At 68.3% G+C, this 19773-nt stretch carries 16 protein-coding genes; 4 read left to right on the forward strand and 12 right to left on the reverse strand.

What is annotated here, in order from left to right:
* The first annotated feature begins 64 nt into the window (after positions 1-64).
* A complete protein-coding gene (locus QE394_RS07670; protein ID WP_349034203.1) occupies positions 65-532 on the forward strand; it encodes a hypothetical protein in 468 nt (155 codons plus the stop codon).
* Positions 533-561: 29 nt separating this feature from the next.
* On the opposite strand, the gene QE394_RS07675 is transcribed toward QE394_RS07670, so the two are convergent.
* The 10 genes from QE394_RS07675 to QE394_RS07720 all read right to left on the reverse strand — a co-directional run bounded on the left by QE394_RS07675 (position 562) and on the right by QE394_RS07720 (position 14972).
* Positions 562-2058 carry a family 43 glycosylhydrolase gene (locus QE394_RS07675; RefSeq protein WP_349034204.1) on the reverse strand — a complete coding sequence of 499 codons (1497 nt, stop codon included), beginning with the start codon at positions 2056-2058 and terminating at the stop codon, positions 562-564.
* A gap of 86 nt (positions 2059-2144) precedes the next feature.
* Positions 2145-4490: a glycoside hydrolase family 95 protein gene (locus QE394_RS07680; protein ID WP_349034205.1), complete on the reverse strand. Its 2346-nt coding sequence runs from the start codon at positions 4488-4490 to the stop codon at positions 2145-2147.
* 62 nt (positions 4491-4552) lie between these two features.
* Positions 4553-5017 (reverse strand): hypothetical protein, encoded by a 465-nt coding sequence (locus tag QE394_RS07685; protein WP_056082678.1) that lies wholly within the window; start codon positions 5015-5017, stop codon positions 4553-4555.
* Between the two features lie 59 nt (positions 5018-5076).
* On the reverse strand, positions 5077-5928 hold the full coding sequence (locus tag QE394_RS07690) for a class I SAM-dependent methyltransferase (RefSeq protein WP_349034206.1): 852 nt from the start codon (positions 5926-5928) through the stop codon (positions 5077-5079).
* A gap of 45 nt (positions 5929-5973) precedes the next feature.
* Complete coding sequence (locus tag QE394_RS07695) at positions 5974-6930, reverse strand: glycoside hydrolase family 43 protein (RefSeq protein ID WP_349034207.1); 957 nt, start codon at positions 6928-6930, stop codon at positions 5974-5976.
* Positions 6927-9239 (reverse strand): family 78 glycoside hydrolase catalytic domain, encoded by a 2313-nt coding sequence (locus QE394_RS07700; protein WP_349034208.1) that lies wholly within the window; start codon positions 9237-9239, stop codon positions 6927-6929. Before QE394_RS07700 ends, QE394_RS07695 begins: the two co-directional genes overlap by 4 nt.
* Positions 9240-9307: 68 nt before the next feature.
* On the reverse strand, positions 9308-10315 hold the full coding sequence (locus QE394_RS07705) for an ABC transporter ATP-binding protein (RefSeq protein ID WP_056082693.1): 1008 nt from the start codon (positions 10313-10315) through the stop codon (positions 9308-9310).
* The gene (locus QE394_RS07710; RefSeq protein ID WP_349034209.1) at positions 10312-12420 is read right to left on the reverse strand and encodes a dipeptide/oligopeptide/nickel ABC transporter permease/ATP-binding protein; all 2109 of its coding nucleotides are present in this window, start codon (positions 12418-12420) and stop codon (positions 10312-10314) included. Before QE394_RS07710 ends, QE394_RS07705 begins: the two co-directional genes overlap by 4 nt.
* Positions 12417-13358, reverse strand: coding sequence for an ABC transporter permease (locus QE394_RS07715; RefSeq protein ID WP_056082700.1), 942 nt, complete (start codon positions 13356-13358; stop codon positions 12417-12419). The genes QE394_RS07710 and QE394_RS07715 overlap by 4 nt, the downstream gene beginning before the upstream one ends.
* Before the next feature lie 60 nt (positions 13359-13418).
* Positions 13419-14972, reverse strand: a complete 1554-nt coding sequence (locus tag QE394_RS07720) for an ABC transporter substrate-binding protein (RefSeq protein ID WP_056082702.1) — start codon at positions 14970-14972, stop codon at positions 13419-13421.
* Between the two features lie 217 nt (positions 14973-15189).
* On the opposite strand from QE394_RS07720, the gene QE394_RS07725 reads away from it, so the two are divergent.
* Positions 15190-16446, forward strand: a complete 1257-nt coding sequence (locus tag QE394_RS07725) for a family 1 glycosylhydrolase (protein WP_056082704.1) — start codon at positions 15190-15192, stop codon at positions 16444-16446.
* A 57-nt stretch (positions 16447-16503) separates the two neighbouring features.
* On the opposite strand, the gene QE394_RS07730 is transcribed toward QE394_RS07725, so the two are convergent.
* Positions 16504-17334, reverse strand: coding sequence for a nucleoside hydrolase (locus QE394_RS07730; RefSeq protein ID WP_235501559.1), 831 nt, complete (start codon positions 17332-17334; stop codon positions 16504-16506).
* Positions 17335-17613: 279 nt separating this feature from the next.
* Between QE394_RS07730 and QE394_RS07735 the strand changes: the two genes are divergently transcribed.
* Together QE394_RS07735 and QE394_RS07740 are read left to right on the forward strand one after the other, a co-directional pair.
* Positions 17614-18519, forward strand: a complete 906-nt coding sequence (locus tag QE394_RS07735; protein ID WP_349034210.1) for an isoprenylcysteine carboxylmethyltransferase family protein — start codon at positions 17614-17616, stop codon at positions 18517-18519.
* 190 nt (positions 18520-18709) lie between these two features.
* On the forward strand, positions 18710-19000 hold the full coding sequence (locus QE394_RS07740) for a hypothetical protein (protein WP_349034211.1): 291 nt from the start codon (positions 18710-18712) through the stop codon (positions 18998-19000).
* Here QE394_RS07740 and QE394_RS07745 read toward each other — a convergent pair.
* Entirely contained in the window at positions 18985-19737 is a 753-nt protein-coding gene (locus QE394_RS07745) for a GAF and ANTAR domain-containing protein (protein WP_349034212.1), read from the reverse strand. The two genes, QE394_RS07740 and QE394_RS07745, sit on opposite strands and share 16 nt — an antisense overlap.
* Positions 19738-19773 lie beyond the last annotated feature (36 nt).

Consider the following 19773-nt stretch of genomic DNA (forward strand, 5'->3'; position numbering starts at 1 on the left):
ATTGAACTACACCTGTTTCGGCCCCGACAATTGCCGTTAGGTAACGATTTCGGGAAAGGACACCATGGAACTGCTGTGGGAAATTGCCGGTTGGGCCGGCGCCGTCGCCATCCTCAGTGCATACCTGACGGTATCCATGGGGTGGCTGAAGGCCGGGAAGGCTTTCCAGACCGCGAACCTCGTGGGCGCGTCCGCATTCATCATCAATGGCGCCTTCCACGGTGCGTGGCCGTCCGTGGCCACCAACGTTGCCTGGTGCCTCATTTCCGCCGTGGCACTTCTTCGCATGCGCGGCGCCGGCGGCCCTGCCGGCAGTGACGCTCCCGCGGTACAGCTGCCCGGCGTCCCGGACACCACCGGCCAGCTCGCCGTCATCGAGCCGCGCGTTACTGGACCGCGCGCCATTGAGGCGCGAGCGGTTGAAGCCTATGCAGCGGAGCCCTATTCCACCCAGCCTTACGCTGCTGAGCCTTACGCGGCCTGCACTGCGTCCGCCGCCGCACCCGCACGGCAGGGCGCCGTCGCCATCTAGCGGTGGCGATCCGGCGCCGTGCCGAGTGGTCAGTCTTCGCCGCGGTAGGACACCCGGCGGACCAGGACCTCACCGTCAACGGCGTAGACGCCGAACGCCCTCCCGGTAAAGGCCTTGGCGGTTTCGAAGGCCCAATGCCGCCCGTCGAGCTCGGCCAGCAGCAACTCCGGGCTCCCGCCAGTCCCGGCGGCGCGGGCGGTCAGGCGGATCCTGTCGCCACCCACGGCACCGGCGCTGAAATCCGACGGCGGCGGGCTCGTGACGATGGCCAACTCCACGTCGCCGGACGGAACCGTCGCCTCCCACGTGCGGTCAAAGCCGGCTACAACGGCACGCGCGGTGATCCTGACGCCGTCGAAATCCTGGCCCTGCCGCTGGCTGGCTTCGATGCCGAACCAGTTGTCCTCAGCGTTCCGCACGGCAACGCCTCCGCTGCCGGGGCCGACGCTGAGCACTGCCCGGAATTCCATGCCGAGGTGGCGCTGGCGCTGGGCGAGGAAGCAGGGCCGGGGCGAACCCATGGTGCTCCCGTCGCCGGTGACCAGGAGGCCCTTCGACGTCGGCGCCGTGAACTCCACGGGCATCCGGCGGACCCCGATCCAGTTGGGGTGGTCAGGGGCTGCGCCGTGGGTGAAGTCGTACTCCACCTGTTCCGGCCGGGTCCCACCCATTACGGGCAGCTGGGCGTGCGGCCAGCCGTCCTTCCATTGCACCCCGGTGAGGAAGGTCTCCCGGCCCAAGGGTGAAAACGCCTGGGTGAGCCCCACCGGACGCACGCCCAGCAGGACCATGGCCGTGCCGCCGTCGGGAAGCTCCACCAGGTCCGCGTGCCCGGTGTTCTGCACCGGCGATCCCGTGCCGGCCGCGGTGAGGACGGGGTTGTGCGGCGCGGACTCGAAAGGCCCGTCCGGGCGGCGTGACCGTGCCACGGTGACGGCGTGGCCCCTGTCTGTCCCGCCCTCCGCAGCGATGAGGTACCACCAGTCGCCGCGGTGGTAGAGGTGCGGCCCTTCCGGTGAATAGAGCCCGCTGCCGGACCACAGCGCGCGGGGCTGCCCAAGCGCTTCCCCCGTTGCCAGATCCACCCGCACCTGCTGGATCGCATCCGGGTGGCGGGCGAAGGTGACATAGGCGGTGCCGTCCGCGTCCCACGCGAGGTCCGGGTCGATGCCGTCAACTGCCTCGATGGTGGTGCCGTCGCTCCAGGGGCCGGCGGGGTTGGTGGCTGTGAACACCACGCAGCCCCGGCCGCCGAGGAAGACGGACACGATCAGGTAGAAGACACCGTCACGGTAGCGGAGGGTGGGCGCCCAGACGCCTCCGGGTGTGGGGACGTTGGCGAGCCGGACCTGCTCCTCACGCGTGGCCACGTGCCCCACCAGCTCCCAGTCCCCAAGGTCCTTGCTGTGGTAGATCGGCAGGCCCGGAAGGTATTCAAAGGATGAGGTGGCCAGGTAGTAGCCGTCCGGGGTGCTGACGATGCTGGGGTCAGGGTTGAATCCGGACAGGATGGGATTGGTGTGCATCCCGCCATCCTGCTGCCTGCAACCACGTCAGGGCCGGGCCGGTTTCACCCTTTGGAAGGCATTCTGCCCGGCGGGCTGCGCGTCCATTACAAGAAGCTGTCCGTACTGAGCTCATGGTCCGCTCCCCCGGCCAGCTCAACGCTGATTTGTAGCCCGTTCCACACAATGTCCCTCCGCACGGCCTCCGGCGAACGGAGCACGGCACTCCCGAGGACCCCGCCGGCCCACCTGACGTCCACGCCGATGCCGCCCACAGCGCGCAGCCCCCTGGCCGATCCCTCGCCCCATGCGTCGGGCAGTGCCGGGAGGAGCCTGATGGCGGCAGCGTCCGACTGCACCAGCATCTCCGCGATTCCAGCCGTGGTCCCAAAGTTGGCGTCGATCTGAAAGGGCGGGTGCGCGGTGAACAGGTTGGGGTAGACCCCGCCGCGTTCGGCCAGCCCGTCCCCGGCCACGCGCAAGGCGAGGTGCAGGCTCTCCTCCGCTTTGACGGCGACGCCCAGGTGGCCCCACAGGCCGAGGCGCCAGGCCATGGCCCAGCCCGTCGACTCCGGGCCCCGGAGTTCCAGCGTCCGTGCTGCCGCGGCGGCCAGTTCCGGGGTAGCCTCCAGGCTCCATTCCTGCAGCGGGAACAGCCCCGCCAGGTGCGAGGTGTGCCGGTGTTCCGGCTCGTGTTCGGCGGCCGGGAAGGACCATTCGAGGACTTCACCGCGGCCGCCGATGGCTGGCTGCGGAAGCGCGGCCACTTTGCGGGCGAGGTCATCGAGCCACGGCGCCGGGGCACCGAGCGCCGCCGCTGCCTGCCGCGCCGAACCGCACAGCGCCCTGAGCAGGGAAACGTCCATGGTGGCGGACCTGCCCACCGCCGCGGGGCCGCCGTCGTCCGCGACGAAGCGGTTTTCGGGAGAGGTCGACGGCGACGTGTGCGTTCCGCTGTCAGGTTCGCCGATGATCCAGTCCAGTGCGAAGAGGCACGCCCCTTCGACGGCGGGCCAGGACGCTTGAAGGCGGGTGAGGTCACCCGTGAAGGAGTAGTGCCGCCAGGCCGCCTGGACCAGCCATGTTCCGCCCATCGCCCAACTGGCCCACATCGCGTTGCCCTCGCCGGCTCCCACCGCGAAAGGCTGCCCCCAGGGGTCCGTGTTGTGGTGTGCCGCCCAGCCGTGGGCACCGTACAGGCCCGCCGCCGCGGTGCCGGTGCGGGCGAGGGTATCCACCAGCCGGAGCAGTGGTTCGTGGCATTCCGCGAGGTTGGTTGTCAGGGCCGGCCAGTAGTTCATCTGGGTGTTGATGTTGATGGTGTAGTTGCTGCTCCAGGGCGGCGGAAGCTCCTCGTTCCAGATTCCCTGGAGGTTGGCCGGGAAGCCGCCCTCCCGCGAGGAGGCGATCAGCAGGTACCGGCCGTAGTGGAACAGCAGTGCCATCAAGGCAGAGTCGGACTTGTCCGTTTCGAAGGCCTGGATGCGCTCATCGGTTGGCTTCCCTGCCGCGGTCACCGAGCCGGCGCCGAGCTCGAGGGATACGCGGCTGTAGAGCCCGGCGTGGTCGTCGAGGTGGCGCCGCAGGGCCGGCTCGAAGGATTCTTCTTCCAGTACCTCCGCGATCCGTGCGCTGAGGAGCCCTGCCAGCGCCTCGGCGTCGTCCGCGGTGTTGGCGTGGCGGGCCTGGGCGTGGTTGAGCACCGTGCCCGTCGCCACGACGATCCGGACAAAAGTGGCGCCCCGGATGCCCAGGACACCGTCGGCAAAGCCGGCATCGCCGTCCGTGACAATGCCGGCGTGGACCGCTCCGGCGCGGGAACCGTTGCCGTAGACGATCGGTTCGGCAGCTTGTTCATGGGACGGCGCGACGTCGGCCGGAAGCAGCACGCCCAGCCGGAGCTCCGTTCCCCAGTCCTGTGCGACGGCGTCCAAGGCCCGTGCGGTGATTTTGTCCGGTGCCATTCCGATCCGCAGGTCAGCGGGCGCACCGAACGCGATGTCGTGCACGATGACGGCGTCGGGGTGGGAGGCGAAGGTCCGGTGCCGGGCCTCGGAACCGTCCAGGAGGTAGCGGTGCCCGGCGGTGCCTGTCCGGAGATCGAGCCACCGGGCGGGGCCATCTGCCGGAGCAGCGGTGCCGGCGGCTTCGACCGACAGGACGGCGAAGGGAAGGTACGCCTGCGAATGCGTGCCCTGGAAGGCCAGCAGCAGTTCTTCGGCCCGGCGGACGTCCCCGGCATCGATGGCATGGCGGATGGCCTGGAGCCGGGCTGTCCCCTCTGCCGGGTTTAGGGCCGGTGCGGACCGGTCCGTGGGCCCGGACCAGGCCGAGCCCTCGTTGAGCTGGATGCGCTCGCCGCCGGCCAGGCCGCGCAGCGTGGCACCGGCGAGGCCGTTGCCCACCGGCAGTGACTCGACGAACTGTTCCGCCGGCCGGCGGTACCAAAGCACGTGGCCGGGATCGGCGTCGGGCAAATCGATGGCCGGCGGATGCCCCGCCGGGGCCTGCCGGCTCAGTACTGTCCCTTGATCACGAAGTAGGAGCCGCGGATGGTGCCTGCGAGCTTGGATTTCTGGCGCGCGAACTTGAAGCTGGACGCCAGTTCCTCCGGCACCTCCATGCCGTCGGAGAGCTTGAATCCGACTGCCCGTTTGGCGCCCTCGCCGATGCCGTACATGACGTTGATGGACAGCCCGGACTCATAGAACACGTAGGCCATCCGCAGCCCGTCCACCTCGAAGGAAGACACTTCAAGCGGTTTCGAGGCAATCACCAGGTCCCGCTCCGTGGCAAGGATGTTGTGGATGTACGCGAGCGTCTGGGGATCGTCTTCGGCGGCGGTGACAGTGAAGTCGTGATCGTATTTGTTCTTGTAGTACCGTGCCTCGTTGGCGCGCAGCCCGGCCAGCGCGTCCGCCACGGGTGACGATTCCAGGCCAACGGTGGACACGTTCTTGAAATCCACTGTGTACGGCATGAGTCCTCCTGGGTTTTGGTCCTGTGGCACATCGTTGCAGATCAGCAGCTGCCGCGCATTCACCCCTGTGGTTTGCGCGCAACCAGCGTGTAGGTGCAGGGGACGAGGTCCCGCTCAGCTTCGGGCCACGCGTAGCCGTCCGGCACGTCCACCATGCGGGGCGAGAACTTCCACGGCAGCGTGGTGGCCTCGTCCAGGCGTAGGAGCTGCAGCCCGGCGCCGATGAGGGAGTTAATGATGTCGGACAGCGGATGCGCCCACTGGTAGGTGCGGGAATGGGACACCTTCCCGCCGCCCACATAGGTGGACTCCTCGTCCCACACCTGGGCCCGGCCGCGGTTGAAGTACGGATAGCGGAGTTGCAGCCCCTCGGCATCCTCATCCACCGCGTAGAGGGCAGGATGGCCGTCGCGGATGTAGAAGGTGCCACCGGGTTTGAGGAGCGCTGCCACCTGGGACGCCCACTGCGCCAGGTCCGGAAGCCAGGTGATGGTTCCGATGCTCGTGTAGACGACGTCGAAGTCGCCCGAAACGGCCCGCCGCGCCTGCAGGACATCCGCCTCCACCCACGCCACCTTCAGGCCCAGCTTTTCCGCCAGGCCGGCAGCGGACGCCAGGGCGGACGGCGAGAAGTCCAGGCCGGTGACCCGGGCGCCCGCACGGGCCAGCGATACCGTGTCCGTCCCGATGTGGCACTGCAGGTGGCACACGTCGAGCCCGGCAACCATCCCGCCAGGAACGAACGGCGCCAGCGCTTCCAGGTCGGTACGCACCACGGGGGTCAGGTAGCCCGGATCATCCAGCGCCCCGAGTCCGTAGGCTTCCTCGTGCAGGGGCACCCGGTCTTCCCAATTGTCCCGGTTGGTGGCGCGTGCGGTCTCCCAGTCGACCGTAATCCGGCTGTCACTCATTCCGGCAGCCTACAGCGTTGTAGAGCCACCGGCCCTGCGCCATCGTCACAGGATCCTGATGCCGGCCCCACTGATCTCGATTTCCGCCAACGTGACCCGTTCATCCGGCGTACTGTTCGGCCAGTGGAAGCTCAGGTAATCGCGGCCGCCGGATGTGCGGAGGACCATGCCATGGCCTCCATCGGCGGACCACAGGGGCTCGGGCCGCTGTGTCCACGGGCCCGCGATGCTTCCACTGGCTGATTCCGCGATGCCCATGGCGTACCCGGCCTCGCCGTGGCTGGACCACAGCATGAGAAGTGTGCCCTCAGCGGCATGGATCAGGAAGGGGCCGTCGGTGAACCGCGGATCCGCGGCCAGGTTCAGTCCCTTGGGAGGTTCCACGCCCTCCGGGAAACGAAGGGGACGGGTCCAGTTGGCCGAGGACGCCGCGAACAGGAGAACCGGCTCATCAACGCCGGAGCGGAGATCCTCGGCCAGCCGCAGCGCGTACATTTCGCCATCCCCGAGGCCTGCCTGGTCCGGCGTCCCCTCCGCCCCGCGGCTGTAGACCAGCCAGCGCGTGCCGTCGTCGTCGATATGGAGGGTTCCGTCCAGGCATGGCTGGGTTGCCGGCGTGACAGGTCCGTCGCTCCAAGGACGGTACGGCCCGGTCGGGCTGTCAGAGACCAGCACTGCAACCCCGCGGGGCCGCGCACCGGTGGACGTGGCAAAGGTGGCGAACAGAAAGAACCGCCCGTCGAGGGCGTAAACCTCCGGCGCCCAAAACTGCGTGTCGGCCCAGAACCCGGCCGGCCGGCGGAACGCTTCGATGGGGCCGTCCCAGTGCTCCAGGTCGCGGCTCGTGTAGCAGTCAAAGCCTGTAGCGGGCCCGCCCCAGACGTTCTCGTCACTGGTCCCGAACAGGACGAACTCACCGGGGGCAGGCTCCAGGATGAACGGGTCCCGCATCCGGATTTCGTCGAGGCGCAGCTGGCGAACAGTCTCCTGTTGGCCCGTCATCGGCTTACCTCATAGCCGGGGGCAGGTGCCAGCGCGCAGTCGAAGAGGTGTGTTCCGCCCGTGACGCCGTGCCGCGCACCGTCCGGAAGGACGACGTCGGCCGCCACCCCGTCCGGGACGGTCGCCTCGAGCCGGAACCCGCCGCCGTCGTACTTCCACGCGGTACGGACCTCACCGTGCGGTGTCTTCAGCGACGTGTTCGCCCACTCGATCCCCTCCCCCGGCTGCGGCTGCGGCTGCGGCTGCGGCTGGATGAGCAAACGGGCGTACCCGGGCTCCAGCGGGCGGATGCCGCCGATGGCCTTGTGCATCCAGTCCGCCACGGCGCCCAGGGCGTAGTGGTTGAAGCTGGTCATCTCGCCAGGGTTGATGGTGCCGTCCGGGAGCATGGAATCCCAGCGTTCCCAGACCGTGGTGGCGCCCATCGTTACCGGGTACAGCCAGGACGGGCAGCCCTCCTCCAGCAGCAGCCGGTACGCCTCGTCCACATGCCCGGTGTCCGTCAGGGCGTGGGTGATGAACGGGGTCCCCGCGAAGCCGGTGGACACCCGGTAGCCGTTGTCGCGGACCAATTCGGCCAGGCGGTTGCCGGCGAACTCCCGCAGCTCCGGCGTCAGCAGGACGTCGAAGGCGATGGCCAGCGCGTAGACGGTGGTGCAATCGCTGGAGATGGTGCCGTCGGCCGCCACGTAGTGCTCGGCGAAGGCGTTCCGCACCCGGGCGGCGAGCGCGTCGAAGGAGGCTTCGTCGTCGTACTTTCCCAGCAGTCCCGCGGCCTGGGCGGTGAGCCTGGCGGTCCGGTACATGCAGGCGGTGGCTACGACGGCGGTGTCCGCTTTGGCTGCCCACGGCTGGTCCGGCGCGGCGTCGGGATCGAGCCAGTCGCCGAACTGGAAGCCGGAGTCCCACAGCCCGGCGGGTGAGAGCAGGCCTTCCACCCGGCGGGTGTGCGCGGCCATTGATTCGTATTGGTTCTTGAGGACGCTGAGGTCGCCGTAGGCCTCCCACAGGGCCCAGGGCACCCACACTGACGCCTCGCTCCACAGCGCGGAGGACTCCGGCGCGGGGAATTCGGCCGGCTGCGGGCAGTACTTCAGCACATCCGGCACGGTGATGGGGACCAGCCCGTCCTGTGCCTTCTGCTCCGCTGCGAGGTCCAACAGCCAATCCTGCAGGAAGCCCTTGACGTTGTACAGGTAAGCGGCGGTGGGGGCGAACACCGCGATGTCGCCGGTCCAGCCGAGCCGTTCGTCGCGCTGCGGGCAGTCCGTGGGCAGGTCCAGGAAGTTGCCGCGCAGGCCCCAGACAATGTTGCGGTGCAGCTGGTTCACGAGTTCGTTGGAGCACTCGAAGGTGCCGGTGCGCTCCAGGTCGGAATGGACCACCACAGCTTCGAGATCATCGGCGGTGAGGGTCCCGGGCCAGCCGGTCACCTCGGCGTAGCGGAAGCCATGGAAGGTCTTGGTGGGCTCGAAGGAATCCTGGCCGCCGGAAAGGATGAACGTGTCCGTGGCCTTCGCCGAGCGCAGCGGCCGGACGCCCAGTTCGCCGTCCTCCAGCACTTCGGCATGCCTGATGGTGATGGCGTGGCCCGCTTCGCCCTGCACGGTGAACCGCAGCCAGCCCACCAGGTTCTGGCCGAAGTCCACCAATGTCTTGCCGCTGGGTGAGGTGAAGACCTCGACGGGACGGACCGCGCCGGCACGCACCACGGGCGGGCCCACCGGCTCAGCCAGCCGCCCGGCGTCGAACGCCACCTCGCGCACGCCGGTCCAGCCGGTGCCGGGCACGAAGCCGGGTTCCGCCCAGCCCTGCTGGAGCCTGCGGGCGTCGATGGCCTGGCCGTCGTAGAGGTCATTGAAGGTGGTGGCAGACGGGCCTGCATGCCAGGAAGTGTCCGAGGCGACGGACTGGACGTGCCCGTCCTCGAACTCGATGTCCAGCTGGCCGAAGAACCCCAGCTCGCTGCCGTAGAGGTTGGACATGCCGTGCCAGGCCAGCCGGCCGCGGTACCAGCCGTTGCCAAGCTCGACGCCGATCACGGTGGTGGGCCGGATGAGGGCGGTGACATCGTAGCTGCGGTGGCGCAGGCGCCACTCGTAGGAGCTCCAGCCCGGGCTCAGCACATCCGGACCCGCAGGGACGCCGTTGATGGATGCCTCGTAGACGCCCAGTGCCGTGGCCCGCAGCGTCGCCTTCACCACCGCGCCGTGGCCATCCTCAAGGGTGAACTCCTTGCGGAGCAGCGGGGCGCCGTCGAAGTCGTTCTCGGGCGTGATCATGGCGGCGAGCCAGGAAGCTGAAGTCATGGAGGGAGTGTTCCGTTCTGGTGGAAGCAGGGTCAAGGGTGGTTCGGTCCGCGAAAACGCAGGCGCCGTCAGGCGTAGTGGCAGGCGACGTCCGCCGTGCCCACGCGGCGCAGCGCCGGGCGTTCGGTGGCGCACAGCTCGGTGGCGAGCGGGCAGCGGAGCCGGAAAGGGCAGCCGCCGGGACCGGGCACCGCGGCAGCGCCGGTGCGGACCCCGAGCGATTCGCGGGCTTCCCGCCGGGCGGCCTGTTCGGCGGGCCGGGGCACAGGTGAGGCGGCCACGAGGGCCTGCGTGAAGGGGTGCTGCGGGTTTTCCGTGACGGCCGCCGCCGGTCCGCTTTCCATGACCTGGCCGCGGTAAAGCACCACCACCCGCTGGGCCAGGAACTGCACCACGGCAATGTCATGGGCGATGAACAGGTAGCTCAGGCCGCGCTCGTCGCGGAGGTCGGCCAGGAGGTTGAGTACCTGCGCCTGGGTGGAGAGGTCCAGGGCGCTGACGGCTTCGTCGCAGACCACCAGCTGGGGATCGCAGATCAGGGCCCGCGCCACGGAGATCCGCTGCCGCTGGCCGCCGGAGAACTGGCTGGGGTAGCGGTCCACGGCCTCGCGCGGGAGCCCGACGCGTTCCAGCATGTCCTCGGCCTTGGCGCGGGCCTCTCCCGCGGACACCCCGCGCAGGCGCAACGGTTCAGCGAGGGACGTACCCACGGTGTTGCGCGGGTTCAGGGAGGAGTTGGGGTCCTGGAAGACGGCACGGAGTTCGCCGCCGAGTGCCCGGCGCTGGGCGGCGCCGGCGGAGGTGATGTCCGTGCCCTGGTAGCTGATGGACCCGCCGGAGACCTTCTGCAGGCCCAGGATGGCCTTGCCGATGGTGGACTTGCCCGAGCCGGACTCCCCCACCAGGCCTACGGTTTCGCCGGGGGCGATGCTGAAGCTGACACGGTCGACGGCGGCCGGTGCGGCGGCTGCCTTGCGGCCCCGGCCGTAGCGGACCACCAGGTCCTTGACCTCCAGCATGGGGGTGCCTTCGTGGGGAAGCGCAGAATCGGGGCGTTCCGTGACTGAGGTGCTCATGCCAGGTCCTTCTCGATGACGGTGGTGTGCTGGTGGGCGGCGGTGGTGTACTGGGAGCTAATCGGCAGGAGGCGGGCGGCGGGCACGTCGGTGGCCAGCCAGTCCATGCCCTCGACAGCCAGCTGGTCCGCCTTGACGCAGCGCACCAGGCCCTCGCCCGTGCCTGAGGCCAGCAGCGGAACGGGGTCTTTGCAGGCGGAGCCGGCGAACTGGCACCTTGCAGCGAAGCGGCAGCCGGTGGGCCAGTCCTTGGGCTGGGGTACCTGGCCTTGAATCGTGGCCAGGCGTTCGGGCATGTTGTCCGCGTCGTTGGCGTGCGGGTCCGCGGCCAGGAGGGCCAGGGTGTAAGGGTGGCGCGGGTTGTCCAGGATGGTGGCGGTCTTGCCGTTTTCCACTACCTGGCCGGCGTACATCACGGCCACCTGGTCGCAGATGTCCGCCACTACACCGAGGTCGTGGGTCACCATCACCACTGACATCCCGGTGTCCTTGACCAGGGCCCGGAGCAGGGAGAGGATTTCGGCCTGCACCGTGACGTCCAGGGCGGTGGTGGGTTCGTCCGCCACCAGCAGCCGGGGCTGTCCGGAGAGCGCCAGTGCGATGGCCACACGCTGGGCCATGCCGCCGCTGATCTGGTGCGGATACGTCTTCAGGATGCGCTGGGCATCCACGATGCCCACCTTTTCCAGCAGGTTCCGGGCCTCCGTGCGTGCCTCGGCTTTGCCCGTGCCGCGGAGCCGGCGGATGGCTGCGGTGAGCTGGTAGCCCACGGTGAACATGGGGTCCAGTGCCCGCATGGGCTCCTGGCTGATCAGCGCGATGTCGCGGCCGCGGATGCCTTCCATATCCTTGTCCGTTGCGGCGGCGAGGTTCCTGCCGTTCCAGAGGATCTGGCCGCCGCTCACGGAGACGCCGGAGGGCAGCAGTCCCAGCAGGGAGAGGGCGGTCATGGTCTTGCCGCAGCCGGATTCGCCCACCAGGCCCAGGACGGTACCGGGTGCGACGTCGAAGGAGACGCCCGTGACCAGGCCGACGCCGTTGTCGACGCCGACGGATAGGTTGCGGACGCTGAGGGTTCCGTTCCCGGGGGCCTCCTGTGCATCTGCGTCCTTGGGTGCCGGGGCGGCGGCGATGGCAGCGACCGCCTGGGCCCGATGCCGGCGCGCGGCGGCGGAGGGCAGGTGCGGCGCAGCGGCGTTGGGTGCCTTGCCCAGGGCGTTGCCGATGGCGTTGGCGGAAAGGACTGTCAGCGCCAGGACGGCTCCGGTGGGAACCATCATCCAGGGCGCGTCATAGACGTGCTGCGAGGCGCCCTGGATCATGCCGCCCCAGCTGGGCTGGGGAAGGGGCGGCCCGAATCCGATGAATGCCAGGCCGGCCTGGATCAGCATGCCGACGGCGAAAATCAGCGCTGCCTGCACCACGATGGTGTTGGCCAGGCCGGGCAGGACGTGACGGACGCTGATGCCCACGGGGCTGAGGCCGTCCACCTTGGCGGCGTCAACATAGAGCTGGGACTGCAGGGACTTGGCCTGGCCCAGAACCACCCGGTAGATGCCGGCGGACATCAGGATGCCCAGGATGGCCATGATGAGCGGGATGTTGGTTCCCACCGCGCCGATCACCGCAAGGATGATCACGGTTCCCGGCAGGGACATCATGACTTCGGTGATCCTGCTGATGACGGCCTCGGTGCGCTCGGCACCGGCGGCGGCCATGGCCAGGAGTGTGCCCAGCCCAACGCCGACAATCACCGTGATCAGCGAGGTCCCCAGGGTTCCGGCCGCAGCGGCGAAGATGCGGCTGAGGATGTCCCGGCCCAGTTCGTCGGTGCCCAGCCAGTGGGCGGCGGTGGGGCCGGAAAGGACGGCGGTGAAGTCCTGGTCCTCGGTCTTGAAGGGCAGCCACAGGGGCGCGGTCAGGGATGCAACGACCAACGCCGCGAGCCACAGAAGCCCGGCCACGGCGCCCGGTGAGGCGAACAGCCTGTACCGGGAGGCTTTGGTGAGGGCCGCTTTGCCGGCCCTGCGCCGGGGCGCTGCTGCCGACGTCGTACTTGCTGTCTGGTCCGCGTCTGCGGGGGCCGGGGCGACTGAGGGGATCATGAGGCACGCAACTTCGGGTCGAGGAACTTGGTGGCCAGCTCCAGCACCAGGTTGACGGCAACCACCACCACGGTGGCGATCACCACCACGCCCTGGACTGCTGGGGCGTCATGGGTGCTGACGGAGGTCTGGACGGCCTGGCCCAGGCCGGGCATGGCGAACAGCTGCTCCGCGATGACGGAGCCGCCAAACAGGCCGATGAACTGCAGGGCGATGCCGGCCACGATCGGCAGGCTCGCGTAGCGCAGGGCGTGGATGTAGAGGATTTTCCAGGTGGGGGTGGCCGTGGCGCGCAGGGTGCGGATGTGTTCCTGCTGCAGCGCTTCGAGCATGGAGGCCCTGGTCTGGCGGGCGATGAAGGCCGCTCCGCCCACGGCCAGCGTGATGACCGGCAGTGCCAGGGACAGCGCCCAGTCCTGCGGTGAGACCTCGAACGGGACGTAGCCGGTGGCAGGGAAGACCGAGGACTGGACGGCGAGGAGGTAGACCAGGATGATGCCCACCCAAAACGCCGGCAGGGCAACGAGCAGTCCCACGAACCCGCCGATGATTTGGTCCAGGAGGCCGCCGCGGACCGCCGCCGTCACGCCGAGGGCGATGCCGATGATGGCGCTGAGGACCGTGGCTCCGGCGGCGAGGGATGCCGTCACCGGCAGGCGGTCCGCAAGATCGGCGCTGACGGAGCGGCCGTCAATCAGCGAAACGCCCAGATTTCCCTGCACCGCGTCGCCCAGCCAGCGGAAGAACTGGGAGAACAGCGGATCGTTCCAGCCGAGCTGCTGGTTCAGCTGGTCGATCGCGTCCTGGGAGGCGCCGGCGCCGAGCGAAACAGCTCCCGGGCTGCCGGGCATCGCGTGCACCAGCAGGAACGCCAGCACCGCAACCACCAGCACCGTGGCGAGCGCCATGAGCAGGCGCTTGGCAACGAACAATGCCATGGGGTGACCTCCGTTGGTCTTGCCCGGCGCCCCGTGTAAGCGGGGCGCCGGGCGGGTTGATCAGTTAGTGGGCTTGTAGGAAGAGAGCAGCGGATAGGCGTTGGTGCCGGCGAACTGGACTTCCTGGACCTTCTTGGTGTTGTAGCCCCAGTTGGACAGCGATTCGAACAGCGGGATCATCCAGCCGGACTCCACCAGGCGGGTGTTCAGCTTGGTCAGTGCCGTCTTCCGGGCGGCGTCGTCCTTGGCTGCGGCGGCTTCGCCGGTGGCGGCGCTCAGCTGATCGTCGGTGGCCTTCTGGACGTTGGTGAAACCGTTGAGGATGGCGCCGTACATCAGGCCGATCGGGTTGTCCCAGCCGAGCGGTGCGTAGCCCAGCGGGGTGGTGGCAACGGCGGCGAAGGCCTCATCGGTGGAGGCGGCCATCTTCACGTTCATGGTGATGCCCACCGCGGCGAGGTCCTTCTGGACAGCCTGCAGGTCGGTCTGGGTCTGGGCGCTGGCGATGATGGTGAAGTCGAAGCCGTTGGCGTAGCCGGCCTCGGCGAGCAGGCTCTTGGCTTTCTCCGGATCGTAGGCGAACGTCTTCTCCAGGTCCGCGGTGAAGCCGGCCGAGTCCTTGGGGAGGGCGTTCCAGGTGGGGATATCGCCCTTGTGCAGCGCGTCCACCAGGGCCTGGCGGTTGATGGCGTGCTGGATGGCCTGGCGGACCTTTTCGCTGGCGAATGCGGGGGCGGTCTTGCCGGTCTTGTCGAAGGAGATCATGGTCTGCACGGTGCCGCCGATGCGGGACACGCCCACGCCCTTGGACTTGGCGAAGTCCACGGTGGGCGAGGTCAGCTGGGCAACGTCGGCCTGGCCGGACACCAGGGCATTGGCGCGGGCCTGGGGGTCCTGGATGACGTTGAAGACGATCTTGCTGTACGAATAGTCCGCCGCGTCGTCGTTCTTCTCGTTCTTGACCATCACGTACTTGTTGCCCTTCACCGTGGACGGGTCAAGGGTGTAGGGGCCGGAGCCGTCCGGCGTGGTGGCGAGGCTGGCGGTGTCGGCGACGCCCGTCTTGCCCACGATCATGCCCATGGTGGAGGTGAGGTTCTTCTCGAACCCGGGCTGCGGCTTGGCAAAGGTGATGGCTACCTGGGCGGGGCTTACGACGTCGACGCTTGCGATTTCCTGCGCCCCGCCCTTGGCGATGGCTGAGTAGGTGCTGAGGGCGGTGTCGGTGCGGCGGTCGAAGTTCGCCTTGACCAGCGCGGCGTCCAGGGTGGAACCATCCGTGAAGGTGACGCCGTCCTTGAGGGTCAGGGTGAGGACGGTGCTGTCTGCGTTGTATTCGAACTTGGTGGCCAGGCCGGGGCCGGCAGTTCCGTCGGGCTGGAGGTCCAGGAGGGTGTCGTAGAGGCCCTCCATGAACTGGCGCTGGGCGTCCGCCACGCGGATGGGGTCGTAGCCGAAGGATGCCGAGTCGCTTTCGACGCCGATGGTCAGGGTGGACTTGTCCACGGTGGCAGCCTGCTGGCTGCCACCGCCACAGGCGGCCAGGGAGCCCATCAGCAGGGCGCCGGTCAGGACGGCAGCGCTGCCGCGGGCGGTGGTGGTCAGGAGTTTCATCGGGTGCGCCTTCGCATTCTTCGGTGACTGCAACGGAAAGAAAGGGGGCCGGTGGTGTCCGGCACCTTTCAAGAATCAGCCGGGGCCGTCAGGGCCAGACATGACAATGTCATTGATTGAAAAAGTATTGTGGCGGAGGTCACGCGGCCGGACAGGATGGATGAAGGCAGAGACGCCTGGGTGCCGCCTGGCCGGCCCCGATCACGAGAGGAACCACATGACCAACCCGTTTCCGCAGGACTTCCTTTGGGGCGTGGCCACCGCCGGCCACCAGGTGGAAGGCAACAACGTCAACAGCGATACCTGGTTCCTGGAGCAGCTGCCCGGGACGATCTTCGCGGAGCCGTCCGGGGACGCCGTGGACCACTACCACCGCTACCGCGAGGACATTGCCCTGATTGCCGGCCTGGGCTTCAGCAGCTACCGCTTCTCCCTGGAGTGGGCGCGGATCGAGCCGGCCGAAGGCCAGTTCTCCGTGGCCGCGCTGGACCACTACAAGCGCGTCCTGGAGGCCTGCGTTGAGCACGGCCTCACCCCTGTGGTGACGTTCCACCACTTCACGTCTCCACTGTGGCTGCTGCAGTCCGGCGGCTGGGAAGGTGCCCGCACGGCTGAGCTGTTCGCCCGGTACTGCGACCGTGCCATGGCACACCTGGGCCACCTCATCGGCGTCGCGTGCACGTTGAACGAACCCAACCTGCCCTGGCTCCTGGAGTCCTTCGGCATTGGCGGGGAAGCTCCGGCAAACCGCGGCTCCGTACCCATCTGGGCTGCCGCAGCGCAGCGCCTGGGCGTGGACGCAAGCACCGTCGCCCCGTTCCAGTTCTGCTCCACTGAGGCCGGGTTCGCCGTGAAGCTGGCCGCGCACAAGGCCGCCACCGCCGCGATCAAGGCACACCGGCCGGAGCTCCAGGTGGGCTGGACGCTCGCCAACTCCGACATCCAGGCCATCCCCGGCGGCGAAGAAATTGCAGACAAGGTGCGCCGCGACGTCAACGAACGCTTCCTCGAGGCTTCCCGGGGCGACGACTTCGTGGGCATCCAGACATACGGCCGCACGGTCTACGGCCCCGAAGGCCATGCGCCCGCGCCAGACGGCGCGGAAACCAACCAGATGGGTGAGGAAATCTACCCGCAGGCCCTTGAAGCCACCGTCCGTGAAGCCGCCCGCGTTGCCGGCGTTCCGGTGATGGTCACCGAGAACGGCCTGGCCACGGAGGACGACACGCAGCGGGTTGCCTACCTTAAGGCAGCGGTCGACTGCGTTGCCTCCTGCATCGCGGACGGCATCGACGTGCGCGGGTACATTGCGTGGACCGCATTCGACAACTTCGAGTGGATCTTCGGGTACCGGCCCAAGTTCGGACTGATCGCTGTGGACCGCAGCACCCAGGAGCGCACCCCCAAGGAGAGCGCCCACTGGCTGGGCAGTTTTGCCCGGGAGCAGGCATCCCAGGTGGCCCAGCCCGCCTGATCACGGCGAATGGCCCGGATTTCCCAAGGAAATCCGGGCCATTCCTTTTCAGCGCAGCTACGCCTGCAGCCGCAGCTTGGCGGCGAAATCGGCCATGATCAGCCTGGTATCCACGGAGGTGTAGGTGCGGCGCACGGGCTGGGTGCCAGCCTCCGTGAACGTGGAGGTGACGTCGTCGAGCCCTGTCACCACCAAAGGGGCGCTGTCCCCCAGGCACCACAGCGGCCCGAACTTCACGAAGTCCGGCACGTCCAGGCCGTGGAAAAGCTCCCACAGCCAGGCGCCGGCGGCTCCGGCTGTGCGGAACAGCTGGTCCAGCTCCGCCACCGGGGCAACAATTTGCCGGTACGTTTCGGCCGGGAACTGCCACACGGCAAGGTCCTGGTTGCCCAGCACGAAGTCGGCAGCGGCGGGATCGGTGAAGTAGTTGTATTCGTCGTCGTTGACCTCGGCTCCGCCCACCCACGCAAGCGTGAACGAAGACGCGGTGGCCGGCTCCAGCAGGAGTGCATCGGCAACATTCGTCAGGGGACCTGCGCAGACCAGGACCAACGGAAGGCCTCCCGCGGCCGGTTCGGCAGCGGCGGCGACGATGGCCCGGGCCGCTGCCGATTCCCGCGGTTGTCCCGTGAAGGGGGCATCGGGTCCGGCCTGGACGGTTGACGGTTCCGGCAGCTTGAGGACCCGCAGCAGGTCCGCCGCCACATCCGCCCCGGCAACGGCCCGGCCTTGCGGCGGCCCAAACATGGGATTCGTCAATGACGACGTGACAGCAACGATCCGGTTGGCCGGGGACAGCGCGTGATGCGCCAGCCCCACCAGCCCGTCCGGGTCACCTGCCCAGTCATTGTCGATGATGACCCTGCACCGGGGTTTAACCGGAATCATGTCCATCATGGTCCTTTCACTGGGCCGGGCGCCGGTTTTGTCCTGGCGCTTGTGCGGGCGGGCGCCGGCGTGGCCACGCGCCGGTATGCACGCATCCGGGAGCACCGGCGGAGTCCCTGCTCCCGGATCGACGGGTAGTCTCAGGAACAAGTCTTGCGCCGCCGCACCCCATCCCCGGGCCACGGCTTTCATTCACTGGAAAGCTCCGGGATCCGCTTGCGGCCCGCAAGGCGACCTACGGCATTCGCTAAGGATGCCGGGAGAGATTCGGGGGGATCCGTGCCGCGATTGGCTTGGTGGGGCAGGGCGTATTTTGCGCTGCAGGCATTGGCCGGAGCCCTGTGGTGGGCCGCCGTTGCGGTGTCTCCCACCGTACGTACGGCCACCCTCGGCGGCCTCGATCCCGCCCTTGTTGCCGCCTTCGACATCCCGCTTTTCGTGATGGGGTCCGCCGCCGCGGCAGCAGGTGTCCGGGCCGCTGCCGCCGTCGCTGCCGCATGGTCCACCGTCGTCACCATTGGACTCGGCGCCTACGCCACGGTCACAACCCAGGCGGGTGCAGGAGCCCTCATCATGGCAGCCGCGGCCGCGGCCTCGATCGCTGCCCTCTGCCTGGCCTGGTGGGGACGGATTCCCGTTGAGTGGATTATCCGCGGCCCGTTTGCGTTCCGCCCCGCCCGCCAACGGAGCGCCCGGTTCCATGTGGCTGCCACGTTCGGGCAGATCGTCCTGTTCTGGGGCTTCTTCCTGGGAATCCTTCCCCTGTTCCTGGACTACCTCGAGCAGCGCTGGGGACTGGCTGCTGCTTTTCCCCAAGCGGCCGGCGGCGCCGGTGTGGTGGTCCTGATCCTGGCCAGCGCGCTGGGCATCTGGTCTGCCATTTCGATGTCCACCATGGGAAATGGGACACCGTTGCCCGCCGCCATGGCCACCACGCTGGTAGTTGCCGGCCCGTACCGCTGGATACGCAATCCGATGGCAGTGGCCGGCGTTGTGCAGGGCGCGGCGGTGGGCCTCATGCTCCACTCCTGGTTCGTGGTGGGCTACGCGGTCCTGGGTTCGCTGGTGTGGAACTATGCCGTGCGGCCGCTTGAGGAGGCCGACCTCAAAGCCCGCTTCGGCAGCGGCTTTGAGGCATACCGCGAGGCAGTACCCTGCTGGATCCCCGCCCTCCGCCGGGCGTAGGCATTCACCCCTGGTTGGCACCCCGGGTAACGGCTGCGGTCCAGGACGTTGCCGGGGTCTTCCACCAGCCGATGGGCGCCGGGATCCACGGCCCGAATCTCACAGGAAAAATATTCCAATCCGCACCCATCCGCAGGCATCCCGGCTCCGAATCCCGGTGGAGATCAGCTCCCAAAGCTAGGAGGGGACAATGGATGAGGCGGACCAGCAGGCCCTGACCGGAGCCATCATCAGGCTGCACAACCTGGACATCGGCGGCCTGTGGCTCGACTATGTGGCCCTTGGCGGCGACGCCTCCGAACAGGACATCCGCGATTACAGCCTGGAATCCGGAGCACTGCCGCGGAAGGAACGCGACGCTTTGTCCCAGGCCGTCAATGAAAGCTGCGCCGAGGCGGACCTCGTGGTCAGGGCGCCGTACAGCAGCTCCCCGCTGATGGTGGTTCCCGTGGAGCCGAAGGATCCCTATTCGTCGAAGTAGGTGAAGGTCTTCGCGCCGCCTGCTACCGAGGACACCACCAGCGACGCGACGTCCCGCAGCTTCATGTTCCTGCTGTTGGACGCTTCCCGCAGCACCTTGAACGCTTCGTCCTGGCTGCAGCGGTTCTGCGCCATGATGGCACCGGTGGCCAGGTCGATGACCGTCCGCGTCTGCATGGCGGCGCTCATGCCGTCCTTGGCGTCCTGGAGCTTCGCCATCCGCAACGTCAGGGCCAAGCCCTTGGCAGCCTGTTCGGTGAACGCCTCGGCCATCGCAACGGCATCGGCGCTGAAAGCGTCGGGCTCCCCGCTGTACAGGACCAGCACGCCGCGGTCCCCGCCCTCGAGCTGCAGCGGCATGGCCAGCACGGAGTAAGCGCCCTGGTGTGTGGCCGCGGCGGCATAGTCCGGCCACCGCGCTTCCTCCCGCAGGTCCTTGACGTGCATGGTGGATGCGCTGATGATGGCGGAATCTCCGGGCCCCTGGCCGTATTTGAGCTCCAGCTGGTCAAGCAGCATCGCCTTGGTGTCGCTGGCGGCCGCTGCTGTGGGTTTCTTGGGGCGGCTGACGGAGATGCCGCAGAACAGCTCCCGGCCAACGCTGCCCAGCCGGGCTACCGCGTAGAGGGCGAGGCTGTCCAGGAGCCGGACCACATCAGGACTCTGCAGGACAAGGTCCTGCACATGGGCTGCAACATCGGCAAAAACCTTGCCACCCGAAACCCCGGTGTCAACCACAAGCATTCCCTCCGGACATAATTGATAAGCCATGGC

The sequence above is a fragment of the Pseudarthrobacter sp. SORGH_AS 212 genome (genome assembly GCF_030818145.1).
Taxonomy (GTDB): Bacteria; Actinomycetota; Actinomycetes; order Actinomycetales; family Micrococcaceae; genus Arthrobacter.

What these genes read in the sequence shown, in the direction of transcription:
- QE394_RS07675 (WP_349034204.1), bottom strand. Translation starts at nt 2,058, where the DNA reads ATGCACACCAATCCCATCCTGTCCGGATTCAACCCTGACCCCAGCATC.
- QE394_RS07715 (WP_056082700.1), bottom strand. Translation starts at nt 13,358, where the DNA reads ATGGCATTGTTCGTTGCCAAGCGCCTGCTCATGGCGCTCGCCACGGTG.
- QE394_RS07730 (WP_235501559.1), bottom strand. Translation starts at nt 17,334, where the DNA reads ATGATTCCGGTTAAACCCCGGTGCAGGGTCATCATCGACAATGACTGG.
- QE394_RS07685 (WP_056082678.1), bottom strand. Translation starts at nt 5,017, where the DNA reads ATGCCGTACACAGTGGATTTCAAGAACGTGTCCACCGTTGGCCTGGAA.
- QE394_RS07705 (WP_056082693.1), bottom strand. Translation starts at nt 10,315, where the DNA reads ATGAGCACCTCAGTCACGGAACGCCCCGATTCTGCGCTTCCCCACGAA.
- QE394_RS07700 (WP_349034208.1), bottom strand. Translation starts at nt 9,239, where the DNA reads ATGACTTCAGCTTCCTGGCTCGCCGCCATGATCACGCCCGAGAACGAC.
- QE394_RS07710 (WP_349034209.1), bottom strand. Translation starts at nt 12,420, where the DNA reads ATGATCCCCTCAGTCGCCCCGGCCCCCGCAGACGCGGACCAGACAGCA.
- QE394_RS07725 (WP_056082704.1), top strand. Translation starts at nt 15,190, where the DNA reads ATGACCAACCCGTTTCCGCAGGACTTCCTTTGGGGCGTGGCCACCGCC.
- QE394_RS07720 (WP_056082702.1), bottom strand. Translation starts at nt 14,972, where the DNA reads ATGAAACTCCTGACCACCACCGCCCGCGGCAGCGCTGCCGTCCTGACC.
- QE394_RS07670 (WP_349034203.1), top strand. Translation starts at nt 65, where the DNA reads ATGGAACTGCTGTGGGAAATTGCCGGTTGGGCCGGCGCCGTCGCCATC.
- QE394_RS07740 (WP_349034211.1), top strand. Translation starts at nt 18,710, where the DNA reads ATGGATGAGGCGGACCAGCAGGCCCTGACCGGAGCCATCATCAGGCTG.
- QE394_RS07695 (WP_349034207.1), bottom strand. Translation starts at nt 6,930, where the DNA reads ATGACGGGCCAACAGGAGACTGTTCGCCAGCTGCGCCTCGACGAAATC.
- QE394_RS07690 (WP_349034206.1), bottom strand. Translation starts at nt 5,928, where the DNA reads ATGAGTGACAGCCGGATTACGGTCGACTGGGAGACCGCACGCGCCACC.